The following is a 21,687-nucleotide window of genomic DNA, read 5'->3' as shown; positions in this document are numbered from 1 at the left end:
TTAATTCATAATGGCCTTTTTCAGCAAAGCAAAATCAATGGCGTCAATATTACCGTCATCATTCATGTCGGCATTTTCAAGGGTTAGGCCAGTGCTGTCATTAGTCAGCAAATATTTCTTCAAGCCGGCCAAATCAAGAGCATCTATACTCTTATCATCAATTATATCGCCCTTCTTCGAAGGAATTACTATTCCGCCGAAAAACTTGACAGAACCTGCCAGTGCGCCTACAAGGCCTGCATTATAATCTATGGCAACTTCAGTATATTGATACTGGGAGCCGTCATCCATAAACCTGTCATTCTGGTCGGGACCTCCAACCAGTGCACCTGTGAGCAGATGCTGGGCCGGCTTCATATTGTCACCGTTTGCATAGGTATACCCGTTTGCAGCCCTGTGATGGGGATGCGTGCACCATTTGTTGCCGAAACCTATGATATAGGACATGTTTGCAGGATTGTTGCCCAGTATGTAATCAATCTGGCTTTTAGCAAGATTCAGAATGGACTGGTCAGGGTTACTCTTGCAGGCAATCAGCATTACCATGGATTCTGCCGCCGCATAGCGCAATACACCCCAGTTAGCCAGGTATTTTAAACCTCCCGGCGTTTTGGCAAGGTCGTTCTTCCAGTAGTTGAAATTAAACTGGACGGCATCCTTGTAAATCTGTTTGCCGGTTATCTGGGACAGCCTTAAGGCAGCGGGCACGTACATGTCATCCCAGCACATGGTCCATTTGTCCTGAAGCTTGTTTTCATTCATGGTATTGCCCAAGACTATAAACTCCTCGGCATCAGCAATATAGCTGCTGTCGCCGGTTGCGGTATACAGCCAGGTAGCGCCCCAGGCCAGGTCATCCCCATAGCTGGTAGCCTGATAGAAGGATTGCCCGTTGCCAACACCTTTTTTTGCCTTACCCATGGCATACAGCTCTTTAGCAGCAGTCAGGCATTTATTTGCATATGTTGAATCAATGTTTTTGTAATTCAGGTACATCAGTGCAAGTGCAGCAGAGGTTTCACCCAGTATGTCCGAGGCAGGACTGCTTGAATCAGCCTTGTATAAAGTCTGCCTCCTGCCTGTTTGTTTTTCCGGAGCGCCCCAGTAGGTGTGGTCTTCATTTCCTTCACCTATCTGGTAATAGAATACATTTGAACTTGGATGACTTTTCAGGAAATAATCCGTAAAATACTTCAACTGTTCCAGCATTTTCCCAGTGTTTCCGGTTGAATCAAAAGCGTCCTTGAATTCGTATAAGGACCAGCCCAGAACTGCTGCTGCATAACCCTGCGGCAATCCGAACTTTACATGGTCACCGGCATCATGGTAGCCGCCGGATAAATCCAGTCCCACATCGCTGCCGTCATCAGTATGGCAGGCACCTCTCCAATCGAAAAAGTTGTTCTTTGCAACGTCCTTGCCGCATTTATTGGAATCATAGAAAAGTATTGAGTCCTTAAAGGCCGTTGAATAATCCGGATTGGCCGCTGCAAGCATATTGGCCGGCGGCAGCGAAGCAGTCATGATAATTCCGCTTAACAGGACAGCTCCTATTTTATTTAACTTTTTCTTCAAGACAATCACTCCTTAACCTAATATTTATCGCACCACGTCCGGATGCTCTGCTCCAAAATTGATGAAATCGCTTCCGATGTACGGTTTGCAGTCATAAGCCCCGTCATTCCAGGACCAGAGCATATACCCGGCATAACCGTTTTTATATATTGCATCCAAAACCTGCTTGTGAGTCATTCCCAACGATGAACTCTTTGAATCGGGCATCATTTCTCCAATAATTACCGGCTTGTCCAGATTGAGACTTGATGCCGGAGTCTTTACCGGGTTAAAATACGGTGTTGCCCAGTCATACCAGTGGAAATCATAGAAATCGAGACCTAGTCCGTCCCACAGATCATACTGTGCGCCAAGCCATTTCATGTTTGCACTTCCGAAGCTCACAGGCTGCTTTGCATATTGGTGTATGTATGCACATGTGGTCTTGATATAGTTTCTCATTGCTGAAAGCGGGAAGCTTTCACCTTTACCGTTTGGTTCACCATTATCTTCTCTATTGACGATCCACTCAGGCTCATTGATGATATCCCAGCCCATTACACCCGGATGATCCCCCAGTTTCAGAAGAATAGGCTTCATGGCATTATCCAGGAAACTCTGCAGTACCGTCGGATTGTCTATAATATCATCATGGTCTACGGAATCGTCCGCTCTTGCGCAGTCAAAGCTTGTAATTGTCCAGTAAATCTTAATATTCTTGGACAGTGCGTAGTCGCAGGTTTCCTTCATGTGATCCACCCACTTGTCCGGAAGGCCGGTGCAAAGACTTCCTTCGTTGGCGCCCGACCAGAGAGGACCATAGGCCAGATCAGGGAACACCCACCATCTGAGTGCACGAATACCCTTTGTTGACATGGTGTCCAGGTCACTCTTTATTCTGGCAAAATTTGAATTCCAATTATTGTCGGAAAACTCATATGACCAGTTATACCAGGCATAATTAACTCCAACAGGATATAAATTTTTACCGTCCATCCAGGTTATACCTATACCGGTTTGTTGATTATCACCTGAAAATTTTGTAATCTTGCCCAGCAGATACTGCTTTATTTCCGCAAAATCGAGAGCTTCTATCTCACCGTTGGCATTTACGTCTGCTGCCTTAAAGGCATTTCCCGTAAGAACAACTGTGCCCAGTAAATGTTGCTTTACCTTAGCCATATCCAATGCAGATATTTGAGTATCATTATCCACATCTCCCAGCTTTATGGTTTCAGCTGCCGTTACAGGCAGAGAAACCAACGTAAGCAATGTAAGGGTTACTGACAGAAACAGGCTGATGTATTTTTTCATAAAAAATCCTCCCAACTGTTTGTTATTTGACTATGGATTTGCTGCCAGCAGCAGCTTTTTCAACTCCATAAGATCCAAGACATTAACTTCCTTGTCCTTATTTAAATCCCATATTTCAAGTTTTATATTTCCAGTCTGATCCAGCAGGTATTTCTTCATTAATGCAAAGTCAATGGCATCTATATTTCCGTCCTCATTCAGGTCTCCCGGTTTTATTCCCGCCGTGCCGTCTCCCGGCTCATTTCCGAATACCTTTACACCATTTTTAAAGACTGAAATATTCTCATTAATAGCATAGGTCTTGGTAATATTTTTTCTGCTCCAGTCATTGGTAACATCCCAGTGAGTCTTCCAATTGGAGTCCTGAGCCGCCACCAGTGCAAACTGGAACTCCCTGTCGCCATAGAAAGCATTACCGCTCCAGTCTATCTCAATATAATAGTCTCCATTGGCTTCATTCCAGGCAAACGGCCCTTTTATGGCGGCTGCCTTTTCATCAATAACCTTTGCTTCGTCATACATTACCTGTACATCAACATCCTTTATTGTCTGACCTGCACTCAGCATTTCAGAAATGTTAAAGAAGTAGCGAAGCTTTAAGCCATCAACAAATTGAGGCGGCTTGCTGGTTTCATTATGTATGTTCAGTGTCACCTGGGTTCTTTCCGCATTCTCCTGTTCAAGCTTTGCTTCGGTGTAGAAGTCCAGACTGCTGGGCTCCTTCGGAGGGAAATTTTCCAGAGGCTTTTGACCCTGCCCGTAATATTTGTACAAGCCGGCCAAAGCACCAACAAAGCCTGCATTATAATCTATGGCTACCTCGTTATAAACAAAATCCGTGGTTTCATCAACATGATTATCCTTGGAATCCGGGCCGCCTACCAGGGCTCCCCATAAGGTATGCCTGTGTTCCACAGGGTCCAGCATGCTGAGGGTTTTTGACCCGTGTGCGGCACGATGGTGCGGATGCTTTGCATAGTTGTCCGAGTATCCCACTTCATAGCTTCTGTTTAAAGGATTATCTCCAAGTATGTAATTCATCTGAGATTGAGCCCAATCAGACACATCCTGCTTTCCCGCATATTTCGTATAGACCACGGCACACAACTGTGCAGCAGCGTTATACCTTGCAGATCCCCAGGTATTTACCACCTTGAAGCCTGCCGGAGTTCCCGCCATAAAAGTACCATCTGTAGGATCTTCATGCTTGATTCCGGACCAGTATTCCAGATTCCACCTGAAATAATACCAGTGCTTGGGATCATTTGTAACAGGTGCCAGCTTTGCGAAAACTCCGCCCCAAACCGTATCCCAGGAATGAACCCATATGTTCTGCCAGTTGTCGGTGGGCGCATTAATTATTTTTTTCAAATAGCCCTTATAGGTACCATCTGGGTTTACTGCTGTTATATCATCTATATATGAATGATCTCCGGTTGCAATATTCAGCCATACAGCCCCCCAGGACATCTCGTCCTCATCGAAGGAAGAGTTGTAGAAGCCTCCGGAATAACCGCAGCCCCTGTACTTAACTGCAAATTTGTACAAAGCTTTTGCAGTGTCCAGACACTTCTTGGCATATTCAGGTTCGGTGTCCTTGAAGTTCAGGTAGTTTATTGCAAGAGCCGCAGCCGCATCAGCACACTGGTCGCTTGCAGGATTTTCTGAAGTTGCCAGATAAGCCGGGCGCTGAACCAGTTCCTTTTTGTTCAACTCAGGGGGCTGCCACCAGTTGTGGTCTATGTTCCCTTCTCCAACCTGATAACAGAAGGCTACTACTTCACCATTCTTGTCCATGAAGGTTGAACGCAGCAAATAATCATTTCCCCACTTGAGGATATCAATCATATGGTTCTCTTCGTTTATCTGTTTGAAAGAATCCCTGAATTCATAAAAACCCCAGCCAAGGGTAGATATAGCATAGGATTGAGGCAGACCGAACTTTACATGATCCCCTGCATCATGAAAACCTCCATGCAAATCCAAGGCTCCGTCTCCATCAGGGTCAAGGGCAGCTTTATTCTTGTCTATAAAAGCCTGTGACAGGTTGGTTCCCACAGAATCCTTATTTTTAGGAATCAGTGGTATCTTGCTGTCCTCAACATGACAATCGCCTCTCCACTCAAGCTTCCCTCCGGTTATTCCCGGCCCGCACTTTTCAGCATCATAAAAATACAAGGATTTTTGAAGGGCTTCGGCGTAATTAAAAGTTTTAGCGGTTGCTGCAGAGACATTTGCTCCGGTAAACAGAGTAGCTGTAACCGCAAGTGTTGTAGCCACTGTTAATGTCTTATGCAGGTATTTTTTGATTTTCAAACTTATCACTCCTTTTTAAACTTATAATTAACAGGTGTCATTACCTATTGAAGAAGAGCTTTCTTCAGTAATGCAAAGTCTATGGCATCAATATTACCGTCCACATTCATATCTGCTGACTGCTTATTTATAACCGTCGTATCATCCAGCAGATATTTTTTTAAAAGAGCATAATCAATTGCATCTATATTACCATCGCTGTTTACATCCCCTGCTACAAATTCATTGCTGCCTCCTGAAGGCTCATTACCGGCTAATTTTTTAAAACCGGACCCTTCGTATACGGGAATATTGGGAGCATATTTTCTTGTTCCGCTTACGTACTTGGAATCCCAATTGCTGAAGGACCAGTCATTTTCCGCATTCCATTGGCCTGAAGCCGAGCTGATGGTAAAATTCAATTCCGGTCCGCCCAAGTCCCATCCATAACCGGGATATATATTTTTTCCTGACAAATCAAGTGTGTAATAATATATCTTATTCTGCTGATTCCATACTGATGGCCCGGAAACTTTCACCCAATCGGGAGCCTTTATGCTTATATCACTGATATTGCTTGCATCAAGAGTGAAGAAGTAACGTATTTTCAGTTGGTCACTGGGACGCACCGGCCATGAAGATCGGTTTTCCACAGTTAAAGTAAACTGGGTACCGCTGGTGCCGTTAAAGTATGTATTTGCAAATACAGGCCATTCATCCTTTGGTTCATGAGGCTTGTCCGTCAGCGGAAAACTGCTGTCCGGAATGGGGGTTCCTCCGAATTCCGAATACATTCTGGCCAGAGTTCCTGTCAGGGCGGCATTATAATCAATAGCTACCTCATTGCTCACATAATCGCTGATTGCGTCATTGAAGCCGTCACTCGAATCAGGGCTTCCCACCAGTGCACCATATAAAATATGGCGGTGTTCCGAAGGTGTATCCATCTTTTGTCCCCAGGAGCTATGGGCTGTACGGTGGTGAGGGTGTTGAGGAGGGTTGCTTCCAAACCCTACCATATAACTTGATTTGCGGGGGTTATCACCTAAAATATAGTTTATCTGCCTGACTGCGAAATCATGATAACGTGATTTTTTATCGCCTGCATCAAGCTTATCCGAGTACACAAAAGCAAAAAGTGCCGTATTGGCTGCATATCTCATGGACCCCCAATTGTCAAGCCTTGCATGGCCTCCCGGGGTATAAGTCACTTTGGTACCGTCGGCATTGTTTTCTGAGCCTCCTACGGTCCACCAGTTCAGCCAGCGTTCGGCATCCTGCCGGTATTCATTGTTTTGGGGTTCTATTTGAGACATCAGGATATAACAGCCAAAGGACTGATCATCCCAGCAATGAGTCCATTTATATTTATGTACCGATTGATTTTGCTCTTTTCCGATTCCGTTATAATATTCTTTTGCCTTGGTCAAATATTCCGATCCGCTGCCTGGTTTATTGGCTTCCATAGCCTTGTACAGCCAGATTGATCCCCAGACCAGTTCATCATTGTAGCCGCTGTGTGAGGTATATGCGGCCGCACCTTGCGGATCTGTCTTTTTTATTACATCAGAAAATACTCCTCTGTAAGTGTCACCAAAATTGTAAAGTTCTTTTGCGTGATTCAAAAGCTTCTCTGCATATGCCGGGTCTGAATCTCTAAAGACAATTGATGAAGCAGCCATAGCCGCTGCCGTACCCATTGCCACCTCAGTTCCCGGATTTTGAGCGTCAAGCTTGATAGCAGTCCTGTCATTCATTAAATGAGTAACTTCAATTGGAATCCAGTTGTTATGGTCGTTTGCCGTCATTCCAACCTGCGCCCAGAAAACATTGGGAGCCGTATGAGATTTAATGAAATAATCATTTATCCATCTAAGCTGGTTTTGAAGCCACTTCATCTGCCCGCTTTTTATATAGGCATCTTTGTACTCTATGGCTCCAAACGCCAATAATCCCGCAGTATAGGCATTTGTTATGCCAAACTTTACATTGTCACCTGCATCTACCCAACCTCCTGTAAGGTCAAGTCCTTCCTTTTTTCCGTCTGTAAGCTGAGCATCCCAACGCCATTCCAGCCTTGTAGGAATACTGGAAGTTGATATTGACCCCGAGCGCTGGGCTTCATAAAACAGAACAGATTTCTGCAGAGCTTCTCCATAGTTGAAGGCTGCAGCACTAAAACCATCACCCTTAAAACCATACTGAGTTACAGTTATCATTATGGCCAGTATAAGGGCATATACTTTAAGTCTTTTTGATTTAAACATTTTTATACCCTCCACATATTGTTTTGGCTGGCAAAACAGAATCCGGTCTAATTTACTTTGATTTCGCCTTCTGTAAACGCAGCTTTGATTCTATTGAGAGCACTGTCACCAAAAGCGCCGGTGTTATCATTTGTTATTTTTGTTGTTCCTGTTTTGGCATCCTTTTTAACCTTAAAACTTATATTGGTTATGACTCCCGGTTTTGTTATCAGATCCTCCGCACTATTGCTGCTGGTGAAAAGAAAACTTACCAATCCTGATTCCGCCGTTATCTTGTAGTCAAAATCAGAGCTGTTTCCTCCAAATAATTCTCCTGGCTTCACTTCAACTGCTTCAAGAATACTTGCGTCATATTTTATATTGAAGTTAAAGCTTCCAATTCCTTTTTCAGGAAAGGTTTTCACACTTATGGGTATTGTTATTACAGAGTCGGGTGCTCCGCTGCCGGAACCAATTGTTATCTCCGAGTTTCCGCCTGAAACCGGGGTACTGGACGAAGCAGCCTGGTTATTGGTGATTTCGGATGAAGTTTTTGATGCTGAGGTGTATTTATTAACTCCCCATATTGATACAACAAGAATACAAATAATTAAAATACCTAACAATATTTTTTTCATATTTACTCCATTTCCGGCAAAGGACAGTATAATTTTCCCTTTTATAGTCATTACTTTCCAAGGAGTTTTGTCCGGGAGGAATCCGCGTTTTATCCCGTGCCTTTAGTAAAACTGCACTTTGCGTAATAGTTTTTATAAATAAACAGGAAAGAGAACTATAGAAGATCATTAGCTGACCTTCTATAGTTCCAGATCCATTACTTAATAATTAGCCTTCTGCAGGGAACTTAGTGATCTTTCCCAGCAAGTATGACTTGTACAGAGCGTAGTCAACAGCATCAACCGAGCCGTCAGCATTTAGGTCTGCAGCAGCTATTTCTATTCCGGTTGAATCCTGTGTCAACAGGTACTTCTTCATGAGGGCGAAGTCTATTGCATCCTTTTCGCCGTCTTTATTCAAGTCACCGATGTTGCTTGTTACAGCACTTCCGATTTTCGGTCCCTGTTCATCAAGGTATGCACTAATCCATACAAGAGGAGCATTCCAGTTGATGGTTATTTCATTTGTTGACCAGGACTCGATATTATCCATGAAGCTCTTTTCTGCAGGTCTTACGCCAGCCTTCCAGCCTGAACCCTTAACCCAAGGATCCTGCAAACCTGAGTTAGGTCCGCCTGAGAGGCATCCTGGAGGTGGTTTCGGGAAGGTGTTGTCAGCCTGGTATGCCCAGAAACGGTGATGTGGGTTTTCCAGCGGATTGTCGCCGTAACCTGTTATATAGCTCTGAACATTTGGATTACGTCCAAGGATATAGTCCATAGCAGTAGCCGCACCGTTAATATATTTTACATTAGTTCTGTTACTGAATTCATAAGCATAAGACATTACAATTGCCTCATTTACTACAAATGAATTTGATCCCCATGGGAATCCGGTTACAGATGAACCGTCAAAAGGAGAAGATATTACTTTTTCCTCGATCGGTACTCCATAGCCCTGAGCATTTGAAATAGAGATGAACTTGTCTGCTGCAGCCTGAATGTTAGTTCTGGCCTTTGCTACATCAGCAGCAGGGAGATTGCTTGGTACAAGTGCAAGAGTTATGGTACCCATACCGGCTGTATTTCCCCAGTCAAAAGCACCTGTAAGTCCATTGTCTTCACCGCCCACCAATTCTGTAGGCATTTGCAGATAATGAGGTGAAGCCTTTATATAATCCAGATATTTTGCACTGCCTGTAGTTGCATACAGTTCACAAGCTGCCCAGTAGAAATCATCCAGAACATAATTGTCTCCGTATGCTCCGCCACCAGGACCCTGTTCCATGGTTGCATAAATCTCAGGATGTGCTACAGCCGCAGTCCATGCAGTTTCAGCAGCAGTGAGACACTTGGTAGCAAAAGCCGCATCATACTGCTTCCAGAGACGTGAGCTCTGTGCAGCCATTGCAGCCAGGTTTAAGGTTGCAGCAGTACTTGGGGGCTGTAAATAACGAGCCATTGTATCCTGGTCAGGACGAACTGCAAGAGCTGTCCAACGCTCGTCATGAGCCTTGTGATGAGCCATACCGGCTAATGGGTTTCCTGCCGGAACCTGCATATTCAATAAGGTTTTTAAATTGTAACGTGCTTCATCCAGTATGTCCGGATAGCCGTTTCCGCTTTCAGGTATGTTCATGGAACCATCGGCAAACGGTGCAACTGTCAGGTTACCATTGAGATGTAAAGCGCGTTCGTAGGCATTCATTACAGTCCAGGTTGCAATACCGCCGTTAACAACGTATTTGCCATGGTCGCCGGCATCATACCAGCCCCCTGTAATGTCAAGCGAATAGTTTGCCTTGTAATCCTTTGTAGGATCAGGCTTCAGGATATCGCTTGTATGGCCTGCGGGTCTAGCCCATTGTGCCTGGTCACAGTAAGGCATTTTTATTTCAATGGCACTTCTGTTATGATAGAAGTACTTTATTGAATCATATTTCATCTTTGTATAGATGTCATTACTGATGTTGAAAGGCATACTTTCAGGTGGTGTAGCATCTGCTGAGGCAACCTTCAGCTTGTAACCCGTACCCGGAGTTGTATAAGATGAAAAATCAATAATGTGTACCTTGTCACCTGATGCATGGTCAGCACCCTTAACAGTGGAGGTACCCTGTGCAACTGTTGTTCCGGAGCTGTTCACCAGTGTCCAGGCCACAGGTGAAGTTGAGCTGGATACCAGAGTTGCTGTTTTAGCAGCGTTAGGGAAGAAACCTTCCTGATTTAAACGGATAGCATTTGTCGGTTCGGGCGGAATTTCTTCATAGCCCTTGAATTGAGGATCCTTTACATAGATATCATCAAAAGTAAAGGTTGTAGGCTGGTAATTTGCAGGTGATACTGTGCCCTTTTCAGGAGCAAGGTGGAATGCAAATTCACAATTTTTCTTTGTTCCTTTATTCATGGTAAAGGTCTGAGTTACAGTCTTTGGCTGGTTAGCCCTTAACTCAAGGAAATGCCACTGCTGATCCATGTTCCAGTATTCATCATATGGATCGCCCTGGTCACCGATCTTTGGATAAATTTTACAATCCTTGTCGGCTGTTACAGTGAACTGTACTGTATAAGTATGTCCCTGTTCAATGGTAAGTCCTCTGTGACGGAACTGCAAATCCCATCTTTCACCGGTTCCCATTTCACCGATCTTTTCAGTTTTTATTACGTACTTGCCGCCATCTGTGATTTCGAAGCTTGCCTTTGCAGGATAAGATTCAACCACATGCCATGGAAGACCTACGTTGCCGTCAAATGTGTGATTTTGGATTATATCTCCGGCACCTGTAAGTGCAAATGCTGAAGAAGTAAAGCACACAGACAACGTAAATACTATTGCGAAAATCATCGCAAATTTGTTGATAAACCTCATTGTCTAGACCTCCTAAAAAAAATTTTAATTTATCTAAAGCGTGGGGCCGCCAGCCTGGTCAAGCCCCGGGCTTTAAAATTAATTCATTTACTGCCGGTTTTAAAAGCAATACCATTTACCTAAGCAGGTATATCTTGACTAATGCTATATCCAGAGCATCAACTGTTCCATCCTGGTTCATATCGGCTGCCTTCAGGTCGATACTTGGAGTACCGTTCAACAGATACGATTTTATTGCTGCATAATCCAAGGCATCAACATTCTTGTCCCTGTTGGCATCACCTAAAATGAAATCATCCTCACCTTTGGTAGGTTCATTTCCAAATACCTTCACACCGTTGTCATATATTGGAATATTTGTGACGGTATCAACCGTACTGCCGGTAGGTAATCCCTTATATGAAAAATCATTTTTGGGATCCCAGTAGCTGGTTCCCTGCGGTGCGGCTATTCTGAACTGCACTTCCCTTCTGCAGGCTGATTGACCGCCCGGATAAATATTTTCACCGGTCAGGTCAACATTTACATAGTAAATGTTCTTAGCTGTATCCCACGGCAGCACCTTGGATACTTTTATTTTGCCTTCGGCATAATTGGAAGTAGTTACAAGGCTTAACGGGTCTACATTGGCTGCAACAATTTCAGAAAGATCCATAAAATATTTGAAGGTTAACTTGTCTGTCACTCTTGCAGGCCAACCTGTCTGGTTATAAACAAGGGCCTTTATTTCAGTGTAGTTGGGTCCTGTTGAATTCAAGGACGCCTTGATGATAACTTCATCGTTGGTCTTGGTTTCGATTGCCTTAAAGTTTGCAATGGGATTTCCGCCATATTGCTTGTACATTTTTGCCAATGCACCTGTAAAGCCGGCATTGTAATCACATGCAACCTCGTTATTTACATAATTGCTGATTTCATCAGTATAGCCGTCACTGCTGTCAGGGCCTCCGGCCAGCGCTCCGTACAGGGTATGCCTGTGATATGTAGGAGAATTCATCTGATCTGTCCAGGAACCGTGAGCAGTTCTGTGATGCGGGTGTTGAGGAGGATTCTGTCCGAAGCCCACAACAAAGCTTCTTCCTGTACTTCCCAGAGCGTAGTCCACCTGACTCTTCATAAAGTCCTTATAAGTGGAAACCTTTGATGGAGTACAGCCTTGCCATTCAGCATAAACACCTGCCAGGAAAGCCTGTGTGGTGGCATGTCTCAATGAACCCCACTGGAAAAGCCATGCAAGGCCCTTAGGAGTATATTTTATTTTTTCTCCATTTACGCCTGTGGTCCAATAATCCAGGTTCCTCTCAATGCTTTCCTTGTAAATTGCCTTATTGGTGATTCTGGCAAGGAGCAGCTCCGCGCCGTAATGAACATCATCCCAGCACTGTCCCCATTTATAGGAGATAATGTCTGTTTGCTGTTCCTTTCCCCAATTAGGTACAAAGGACTCAGCCTTGTCAAGGTAGGTGCTGTCATTGGAAGCCAGATAAATCCAGACTGCCGCCCAGGAGAGTTCATCATAGAAGCCGCCCGAGGTATAGAAGCCGGAAGCCGCCTTATAGCCTGCATCGCTCTTTGCCGCGTCGGCCATTGCGAACAATTCCTTGGCATGCTTCAAACACTTTTCAGCATATGCCGGATCACTTGCTTTAAATACTGCAGCAGCGGCAGCAAGTGAAGCAGCCGTTCCCGCGCACACTGCGGAGCCGGGGCTTGCAGCAGTTACTTTGTATGAAGGCCGGGACATCTGCATTACTTCTGCAGGCCCCCACCATGAGTGATCCAGTCCACCGTCACCAACCTGGTAATAATATACGTCTGACGACGGGTGACACTTTATAAAATAATCATTGGCCCATTTTATAGCATCCATGATGTATTTTGTCTGACCGCTCTGATCGTAGGCAGCCTTGTCTTCATATACCGACCATGCAAGCATGGCAGCAGTGTAAGACATAGGAAGGTTGAATTTAACGTGATCGCCTGCGTCATACCAGCCGCCGGTGAGATCCAAGCCTACATCCGAGCCATCCTTCAAACCTGAATCGCCTCTCCAGTTGTCCCGCTTGTCCGCCGGAAGAGCACCGGAGCGTTGGAATTCATAAAACATAATGGATTTTTGCAGAGCTTCTCCATAATTAAATGTAGAAGCAGCTCCCATAGTAACACTTTGAGGAAGCAATGAAGTCATTACGGATACTGCAAGTGCAAATCCGGCAAATTTCTTCAATTTTCTTTTAATATTAATCATTTTTATCACTCCTAAAAAAGTTTAACCACCATTAATTAAGAAGTTTTAATTTTAGTAGTGCAAAATCAATGGCATCTATATTACCATCACTATTCATATCAGCATTTGCAGTATTTATATTTGAATATGACTGAGTAAGAATGGCCTTCTTCAATTCGGCAAAATCCAAGGCATCAACAGACTTGTCATTGTTCACATCACCCTTTAAATCAGCTTGAGGAGCACTTTTATAAAGGTTTGGGAAGTTGCCGTTTACATACAGAAGTACCATCATCCTTAAGGAGTTTCCAAAGTATGAGTAGTTTCCACTGTCTTTTACTTTGTTGTTCTCATTATAAATACTCTTTGCATAGGTTGAATCTGAGCCTGTCATGGCAGCAGCAGCGCAACAACTTACGAATGTTGCATTGTGATAGGAACTTATGGGGTTTCCGGAAATTGAATATCCATCTTTAATATTGGCCGCACCAATGTTCTTAAAGAAATTGGATATAAGATCACAATTTGCTTTTGCCTTTGGAGTTCCATACCAGCTATAGTCAATTGCAGTTCTCCACTGATACCTTATGGCATCATATTTAAAATCGAAGCCCCTGGTGCCTGACTGAGTTCCGTTTGCTGTACACCAGTCAGGAACAAGTCCGGTATTGCTGTTCTTGGCTTTGTCAACAATCTCATAGCATTTGTCGGCAACATTTATCCAGGCAGAATTTCCGGTAAAGTCGGCAAAAATTCTGTACCATGCAGGTGAAAAATAGGAAGGATTGGTACAGTTGGTACCTCCAAAGGTATCTCCCGGTTTTAATACATAGGTTCCGGGTTCAACCATTTTGTTGTAAATCCTGCCAATGTAATTCTTGGCTTCTGTTTCATAGGCAATTGACCCTGTTGAGCCCCATTTTTTATGTGCGAAAACAAGAGCTACAGCAATATCTTCATCCGCATCGGTTGCGGCACCCACACCATCGGTACCCACAATATTTCCGTTTGCATCAATATGCCAGGACATTAATCCGTTTGAATTTAAAAATACCTTTACATATCTGTAGAGATCGTCAAACAGTTGCTGTTCACCGAAATAAACGGCAAGTATCATTCCATATCCAAGACCTTCGGATACCGTATCATAATTTGATGAAGCATCTCTTTGTACTCTTTTATAACCCTTTGCACCATTTGAAGTAATAAATTCACTTTTCCACTGTTCCCATTCCGTCCTGAGCATCTGTACTGCCGACGCCTGGTTGTCTGCCAGCGAGCTGAAGGTACCATACGGGTACTTGGCGTCATAGGGGAAAGGCATGTTATCAGTGGCTGCGCCAACGGGTATAGCCGCTGCTACAATACTCAGTGAAAGGAGTGAAGATATGACAAGTGCCTTGAGTCTTTTGAAATTAAGTTTTTTAATCATTCTTACACCTTAAACCTTTAACAATTATTTTCTCTGTAACCCATAAGCCCGGACAGTACAGGAATAAACTTCAGCATATACATGTCCGGACTTGAAAGGTTACAAATCAGTTATTTCATTTAATATTTACTTCTTAGACTCCTGATAACAGCTTGATCTTCAATTTTGCAAGGTCAAGTGCGTCAACAACTCCATCTTCAGTCATGTCCGCATTCTTTGCATTAATTGTAGTTGTGCTGTCCAAGAGGTACTTCTTCAATACTGCAAGGTCAAGAGCGTCAACAGACTTGTCACCGTTTACGTCTCCCAGAAGCACTTCGATTACATCATCTGTAGGGAACAATATAGCGTAAACACCATTTGCTATTGCAAATTCGCTCTGTGCCCAGAAACGGTGGTAAACCATTGTAGGACTCTTTCCTGCCTTCAGGTCAGCTTCAACTCTGGCCCAATCAGGATCCTGCTTGTACTTGGAACGGATATCTATGAACTTGATGCCTGATTGGATCTTGTCACCATTAGGCATTGTTCCTGTCCAGCCTGAAGGTACATACACTTCCTGATCCAGGAAACGGTGGTAGTCGTTACGAGTTTCAGGTATTGATATACCCTTGCTGTCCTGGTAATTTTTCCACATACCGTCAAGAAGCTTCTTGGCATTGGTCTTTGAAGTAACATCACCGGATGCTGCTGCATAGTAGGCAAGAGTATTTGCCAGTGAGGAAGCAACACCAAGGTCAGTGCCGGAATTTACAACTGTTACATGCAGGTTCGGATTTCCTGTGTAGGTTCCGTTCCAGGTATCAGGTTGTCCGCTCCAGCCAATTGTGCTAGGAATCTGGAAGGTTCCGTCAGCATTGAACTGTATTGTTGAATTTGCCCATTTTGCCCACTTGTCCAGAAGGCTCTTAACTTTTGCATCTTTTGTCTGGTAATAGTATTCAGCCATACGCTGCATTGACCATACCTGCATACCAAACCAGGTGTTGCTGCCTGGGTCTGCATATACTGGGTTTTCTGTATAACCCATGCCATAGAAGGTTGCAGTTGATGAAGGCCAAGCTTCATAACGACCATTCTTTGAGTTACTTGCACCACCGGCTATAGCACCTTCTGCTGACTGCAGCCACTGATAGAATTCAATCTGTCTTGACAAGCTCTTGCCCCAATCGCTTGCACCATTAGGTGACTTAGGCTTGAAGGCTGCATCTGTTGACAGTACCCATGCTGCCATAGGATTCTGATATCCGAAGTGGTTATGGCTGCTGCCGATTACCCAAGCCCAGTCAGAACCAATTCCGCCGCCCCATGCGTAGTACCATGAGAGCAGGTAATGAGCTGCGTCATAACCTGTGCCGGCTGTTTGTGGTGAACCAATCTTTCTGAAATATTTGTCAAACATTGAATATCTCAGATAGTCACCCATTTTTGTTGCTTTACCAACATATGTGGTTACATCCTTACCCTGCTGCTTTGCCCACTCGTCTGCCCAGTAGGTTGCCTGTACCGCACGGGCATCGGCATCAGGTGCATCGGTATATTTGAACTGTTTTGAATATGAACTGTCTCCGGTAAAGAGGTCAAGATAACCGTTTTTACCGCCGAAGTTCATTCCATCCCAGCATGGCTGAGGTATGGTTTCCCAGGTTGACTCCTGTTCACCTCTTTGGAAGGTGTTTATATATGACGGTCTGGATTTTCCGTCGGCTCTCTGGCCGTAGCCATACCAGTTATCAACATCAAGAATCCAATGCATACCATATATCATGTTAGTACCATATGCTGAAACCAATTCTCTGCTAATTGGGTCTTTTCCTACAGGAGCTCCGGTGTCCAGTTTCGCCGGATACTGGTTAGGAGTCTCATATTCGGGAGCATATGTTGCAGGCTTGTTAGGATCGTATTTGCTCATGCTTGTATTGGGCTGATCCTGTGATGACGGAATTATATACTTTTCAGCTATATCCCAGGACTTTCCGAATCCTGTAAAATCACCTGAAAATCTACCCTTCATTGCTTCCAGCCACATATAATAGCTGAATGCTTCACTGGTAGTAACATGTCCGTAGTCAGGTGCTTCAACCAGCAGAGTTTCAATTGAGTGGTAAGGGATTCCTTCAGTGCTGAAATAACCATTTGAAGGATCCTTAATTTTTTGATACATAGTATCAAAACGGCTCTTATATTCTGGATTTACAGCCGGTGCCGCAGCATATACGCTTGTAGCCAGCAATGATACTGTCATAGCGGTTGCTATAGCGACAGAACCAAGTTTTTTAATTCCTTTTCTCATACTTTTACCTTCCTTTTTTGAATAGATATTAATGTGTGGAGTAAACCACCTTATTAAGTAAGAAGCAGCCATGCTAATTCAACTATAAAGTTTATATTGGTATGACCGCTCCTTCCTGTCTCTGATAAATTAATACTTTACGCTTCCGTTTACATAGGTTACATCAGTAATCTTTGACATAGAACCGTTACCAAAAGCTCCGCCTGTCTTGAAGTTTACAGGAGAGGTGGTGCTTGTAGTTCCAGTAATTTTAAAGGTAATTGTTCCGATAACTCCATCGCTGGTTATCAGCTCACTGCCTATGGTGTTGTCAAGGAAGACTACACTGATAGTACCGGTTGTGCTGTTTATTGAGCTTGAGAAGTTAACAGGTGCATTCTTAACGATTGTACCTGCAGTTACTGCTGTAGCCTGCAACTGAGCCGGATCATAGGTTATGTAGAAGTTACATGTTCCTACATTACCCATCTTAGCAACATTTTCCAGGGTGATCGGTACTGTTACAGTGTCACCAGTCTTACCTGTAGCTGTTCCGATAGTAACAGCAAGGCCTGTAGGCACTGGCTTTGAATCCTTGATTGTCAAAGTGATAACAGGATTTGAAGTTGAACCGAAATCAAAAGTAAGAGCTTTTGTTCCCAATGCCTGTGAACTCAGATAGCCCTTGAGAATTACTACTGAGTTACCTGATACTGTGTAGTCTGTTCCCTGTGTCAAACCGGTAATTCCCTTGAAGGTATTTCCGTTTGGTGTCAGAGTTACTGCCACGTCAGCAGGTACATACTTGTCAAAGGTAGCAGTTGTAGGAGTGATGGAAGGTGTTTGTACACCGCCAACATCAATAGTGACACTGCCGTCTGTCTTGGTAACATTTGTTATCTTGCTCATGTTGGCATCACCAAAGGCTCCGCCGGTTTTGTTTGTGATAGGAGTTGTTACTTTAGTAGGAGTGCTCTTTAATGTAAACTTGATGTTTGCAAATACTCCATCTGTCTTTATCAACTCGTTTCCTATTGTGTTGTCAAGGAATACAAAGCTGATTGTTCCATTGCCGTAGCTGCTTGAGAAGTTAGAAGCTGCATTTGTCACTATAGGACCTGCTGCTACTGAGGTTACTTCCAGCAGATTGGCATCATAACCCAGATAGAAGTTACATGTTCCAACACTACCTGCTTTTGAAACATTGCTGAAGGTAACAGGTACTGTTACAACATCTCCTGCCTTACCTGATGCTGTTCCTACTGTTACGCCCAGGTTTTCCTGTGGCTTAGCAGTAACTGTTATTGCCAATACTGGATTACTAGCTACACCAAAATCAAAAGTAAGACTCTTTGATCCGGCAGCCAGAGTATTGAGATAGCTCTGCTTAACTACTACTGTATTGCCTGATACCGTATAGTCAGTACCCTGTGTCAAACCGGTAATTCCCTTGAAGGTATTTCCGTTTGGTGTAAGTGTTACTGTTATATCGGAAGCACTACCCTGCACAAAAGATGCAGTTGTAGGAGTGATGCTTGGATTGTTTACAGGACCTACATCAATGGTAACACTGCCGTCTGTCTTGGTAACAGTTGCTATCTTGTTCATATTGCCGTCGCCGAAAGCTCCGCCGGTTTTATTTGTGATAGGAGTTGTTACTTTAGCAGGAGTGCTCTTTAATGTAAACTTGATGTTTGCAAATACTCCATCTGTCTTTATTAGCTCGTTTCCTATTGTGTTGTCAAGGAATACGAAGCTGATTGTTCCATTGCTGTAGCTGCTTGAGAAGTTGGAAGCAGCGTTGGTTACAATTGAACCTGCTTCTACTGCTGCTACATCTAAAAGATTTGTGTCATAACCCAGATAGAAGTTACATGTTCCAACATTACCTGCTTTTGAAACATTGCTGAAGGTAACAGGTACTGTTACAACATCTCCTGCCTTGCCTGATGCTGTTCCTACTGTTACTCCCAGATTTCCACCAGGTACTGAAGTTACAGTTATTGCTAATACAGGATTGTTAGCTACACCAAAATCAAAAGTAAGGTTCTTTGATCCGGCAGCCAGGGTATTGAGATAGCTCTTTAAAATTACTACTGTGTTGCCTGATACTGTGTAGTTGGTTCCCTGTGTCAAGCCGGTAATTCCCTTGAAGGTATTTCCGTTTGGTGTAAGGGTTACTGTAATATCATTTGCAGCTCCCTGCACAAAAGATGCAGTTGTAGGAGTGATGCTTGGATTTGGATTGTTAACTGGATCAATGGTAACACTACCGTCTGTCTTTGTAACAGTTGCTATCTTGTTCATATTACCGTCGCCGAAAGCTCCGCCGGTTTTATTTGTAACAGGAGTTGTTACTTTGGTAGCAGTGCTCTTTAATGTAAACTTGATGTTTGCAAATACTCCATCGGTCTTTATCAACTCGTTGCCTATTGTGTTGTCAAGGAATACGAAGCTGATTGTTCCGTTGCTGTAGCTGCTTGAGAAGTTGGTTGCCGCATTGGTAACTATCGGACCTGCTTCTATTGATGCTACATCTAGAAGATTTGTGTCATAACCCAGATAGAAGTTACATGTTCCAACATTACCTGCTTTTGAAACATTGCTGAAGGTAACAGGTACTGTTACAACATCTCCTGGCTTGCCTGATGCTGTTCCTACTGTCACGCCCAGATTTCCACCAGGTACTGAAGTTACAGTTATTGCTAATACAGGATTGTTAGCTACACCAAAATCAAAAGTAAGGTTCTTTGATCCGGCAGCCAGGGTATTGAGATAGCTCTTTAAAATTACTACTGTGTTGCCTGATACTGTGTAGTTGGTTCCCTGTGTCAAGCCGGTAATTCCCTTGAAGGTATTTCCGTTTGGTGTAAGGGTTACTGTAATATCATTTGCAGCTCCCTGCACAAAAGATGCAGTTGTAGGAGTGATGCTTGGATTTGGATTGTTAACTGGATCAATGGTAACACTACCGTCTGTCTTTGTAACAGTTGCTATCTTGTTCATATTACCGTCGCCGAAAGCTCCGCCGGTTTTATTTGTAACAGGAGTTGTTACTTTGGTAGCAGTGCTCTTTAATGTAAACTTGATGTTTGCAAATACTCCATCGGTCTTTATCAACTCGTTTCCTATTGTATTGTCAAGGAATACGAAGCTGATTGTTCCGTTGCTGTAGCTGCTTGAGAAGTTGGTTGCCGCATTGGTAACTATCGGACCTGCTTCTATTGATGCTACATCTAAAAGATTTGTGTCATAACCCAGGTAGAAGTTACATGTTCCAACATTACCTGCTTTTGAAACATTGCTGAAGGTAACAGGTACTGTTACAACGTCTCCTGGCTTACCTGCTGCTGTTCCTACTGTTACTCCCAGATTTGAAGGATTAGGAGGAGTAATTGTCAATGTCAATACTGGATTACTAGCCACGCCAAAATCAAAAGTAAGTGCTTTTGAACCGGCAGCCAGTGTATTAAGATAGCTCTTTAAAATTACTACTGTGTTGCCTGATACTGTGTAGTTGGTTCCCTGTGTCAAGCCGGTAATTCCCTTGAAGGTTGCACCGTTTGGAGTAAGGGCTACAGTAATATCATTTGCAGCTCCCTGCACAAAAGATGAAGTTGTAGGAGTTATAGTCGGAACGGGATCCGGTGTTGTTCCCCCTGGTTCATTACCGAACACAAGGCTGCCGCCCTTATAAGCAGTTACATTGTTCCAGTCTACATATGAACCGGACTGCTTATATGAATAGTCGTTTGCCTGGTTATAGTTTGACCAGTCGGCTCTTGCAGCTCTTGTCTGAACTTCGATAGATGAGCCTGCTGCCAGAGTTCCTGCATCACTTCCGAAACCAACCTCAAGGTAGTAATCTGCAGTACTTGTAGTCTGAGTCATTTTTACAAATTTGCCTGTTACTTTGCTTGTAACATCAACATAATTATACCCATTCATCATACCTGCATGGTCACACCAGAAGCTCTGCTGTTTCTCTTCATCAATGGTATAATAATATCTTAATTTGAGATCAGCAAGATTTATTGGTGACCCGGTATTATTTGTCACCTTAAATTTTGCATAAATGGAATTTGATGCTGGTGCTGCATTTCCATTATTAAACTGCACTGATACGCCTGAATCAGCCGCGAATGCTGTAAGCTGAGATCCTAATAATGTAATTAACATTATTATTGCCAATAATAAAGATATTGACTTTCTACGCATTTGTAAACCTCCAATTTTTTTATTTACATGAAAACCTCATCTGCCAGTAATTCCTTAATAAACCCGTGTTCACATTAAAAGCCAAAAACTTTTACTTTAACGTTTCACGGAATAAGTTTCACCTCCTTGACATTTATTGGCCAATTGGTTTTCTTTGTATCATTGTAAAAAATAATCTATAATCTATAAAAGTTACAATATTTGTTATATTTAAAATATTATAACTGGCTCAAAATTGTATCGATTACAAAATTTAACATTATTCGCGTAAATAAAAAAGCAAAAGATTTTTTTCGCAGTTTAAAAACTTAACATTAACATTAAGCATATTCAAATGATTGGTAATTTTGGCAGCCAAAAAAAACCTATATGAAAACTTTAAGTTAAGCCCCTCCCTTCACAACAAAATCTAGCGGCACAATAAGCATGTTGTTCTCTTTAGGTACTGCAGTATTGAATTTTAGTTATACCAATAGCTTGAAAAAAAGAAATGTTTAAATAATGCACTGTTTTTGGAATTTGTGTAAATGCATCAGCTCTATGTAGTATTTTACAAAAAGTCGTCGATGAAAGAATGAATATTTTAAGATTAAATAAGTGTTTTAAAAGTATTTTACAGTTTATTGTGGTTTCGAATATGTAT

Annotated in this window: 10 protein-coding genes; all 10 read right to left on the bottom strand. The window is 43.1% G+C overall.

The annotated features are described in order from the left end of the window. The 10 genes from CLHUN_RS18970 to CLHUN_RS18925 all read right to left on the bottom strand — a co-directional run bounded on the left by CLHUN_RS18970 (nt 1) and on the right by CLHUN_RS18925 (nt 21,044). Nucleotides 1–1,575, bottom strand: a complete 1,575-nt coding sequence (locus CLHUN_RS18970; protein ID WP_080066201.1) for a glycoside hydrolase family 9 protein — start codon at nt 1,573–1,575, stop codon at nt 1–3. A gap of 24 nt (nt 1,576–1,599) precedes the next feature. Continuing rightward, complete coding sequence (locus tag CLHUN_RS18965; RefSeq protein ID WP_080066200.1) at nt 1,600–2,868, bottom strand: dockerin type I domain-containing protein; 1,269 nt, start codon at nt 2,866–2,868, stop codon at nt 1,600–1,602. Nucleotides 2,869–2,898: 30 nt separating this feature from the next. Further along, nucleotides 2,899–5,184 (bottom strand): glycoside hydrolase family 9 protein, encoded by a 2,286-nt coding sequence (locus CLHUN_RS18960; RefSeq protein ID WP_080066199.1) that lies wholly within the window; start codon nt 5,182–5,184, stop codon nt 2,899–2,901. A 44-nt stretch (nt 5,185–5,228) separates the two neighbouring features. Beyond that, nucleotides 5,229–7,430 (bottom strand): glycoside hydrolase family 9 protein, encoded by a 2,202-nt coding sequence (locus CLHUN_RS18955; RefSeq protein WP_080066198.1) that lies wholly within the window; start codon nt 7,428–7,430, stop codon nt 5,229–5,231. A gap of 47 nt (nt 7,431–7,477) precedes the next feature. Continuing rightward, nucleotides 7,478–8,047: a cohesin domain-containing protein gene (locus tag CLHUN_RS18950; RefSeq protein WP_080066266.1), complete on the bottom strand. Its 570-nt coding sequence runs from the start codon at nt 8,045–8,047 to the stop codon at nt 7,478–7,480. Nucleotides 8,048–8,255: 208 nt separating this feature from the next. After that, nucleotides 8,256–10,895: a glycoside hydrolase family 9 protein gene (locus CLHUN_RS18945; RefSeq protein WP_080066197.1), complete on the bottom strand. Its 2,640-nt coding sequence runs from the start codon at nt 10,893–10,895 to the stop codon at nt 8,256–8,258. A 115-nt stretch (nt 10,896–11,010) separates the two neighbouring features. Further along, nucleotides 11,011–13,143, bottom strand: a complete 2,133-nt coding sequence (locus CLHUN_RS18940; RefSeq protein ID WP_080066196.1) for a glycoside hydrolase family 9 protein — start codon at nt 13,141–13,143, stop codon at nt 11,011–11,013. Between the two features lie 31 nt (nt 13,144–13,174). After that, nucleotides 13,175–14,554 carry a glycosyl hydrolase family 8 gene (locus tag CLHUN_RS18935; RefSeq protein ID WP_080066195.1) on the bottom strand — a complete coding sequence of 460 codons (1,380 nt, stop codon included), beginning with the start codon at nt 14,552–14,554 and terminating at the stop codon, nt 13,175–13,177. A gap of 133 nt (nt 14,555–14,687) precedes the next feature. Continuing rightward, nucleotides 14,688–16,847, bottom strand: a complete 2,160-nt coding sequence (locus CLHUN_RS18930) for a glycoside hydrolase family 48 protein (RefSeq protein WP_080066194.1) — start codon at nt 16,845–16,847, stop codon at nt 14,688–14,690. 129 nt (nt 16,848–16,976) lie between these two features. Further along, complete coding sequence (locus tag CLHUN_RS18925; protein WP_080066193.1) at nt 16,977–21,044, bottom strand: cohesin domain-containing protein; 4,068 nt, start codon at nt 21,042–21,044, stop codon at nt 16,977–16,979. Between the last annotated feature and the right edge of the window lie 643 nt (nt 21,045–21,687).

This window comes from Ruminiclostridium hungatei (genome assembly GCF_002051585.1).
In the GTDB taxonomy this organism is placed as follows: Bacteria; Bacillota; Clostridia; order Acetivibrionales; family DSM-1351; genus Ruminiclostridium; species Ruminiclostridium hungatei.
The sequence above is the reverse complement of the archived record's forward strand: the minus strand, read 5'-3'. Positions and strand labels throughout refer to the sequence as shown.

Bases quoted from the DNA above. Each gene is read 5' to 3' on its own strand.
- CLHUN_RS18965 (WP_080066200.1), bottom strand. From the start codon at position 2,868: ATGAAAAAATACATCAGCCTGTTTCTGTCAGTAACCCTTACATTGCTT.
- CLHUN_RS18955 (WP_080066198.1), bottom strand. From the start codon at position 7,430: ATGTTTAAATCAAAAAGACTTAAAGTATATGCCCTTATACTGGCCATA.
- CLHUN_RS18950 (WP_080066266.1), bottom strand. From the start codon at position 8,047: ATGAAAAAAATATTGTTAGGTATTTTAATTATTTGTATTCTTGTTGTA.
- CLHUN_RS18945 (WP_080066197.1), bottom strand. From the start codon at position 10,895: ATGAGGTTTATCAACAAATTTGCGATGATTTTCGCAATAGTATTTACG.
- CLHUN_RS18940 (WP_080066196.1), bottom strand. From the start codon at position 13,143: ATGATTAATATTAAAAGAAAATTGAAGAAATTTGCCGGATTTGCACTT.
- CLHUN_RS18935 (WP_080066195.1), bottom strand. From the start codon at position 14,554: ATGATTAAAAAACTTAATTTCAAAAGACTCAAGGCACTTGTCATATCT.
- CLHUN_RS18930 (WP_080066194.1), bottom strand. From the start codon at position 16,847: ATGAGAAAAGGAATTAAAAAACTTGGTTCTGTCGCTATAGCAACCGCT.
- CLHUN_RS18925 (WP_080066193.1), bottom strand. From the start codon at position 21,044: ATGCGTAGAAAGTCAATATCTTTATTATTGGCAATAATAATGTTAATT.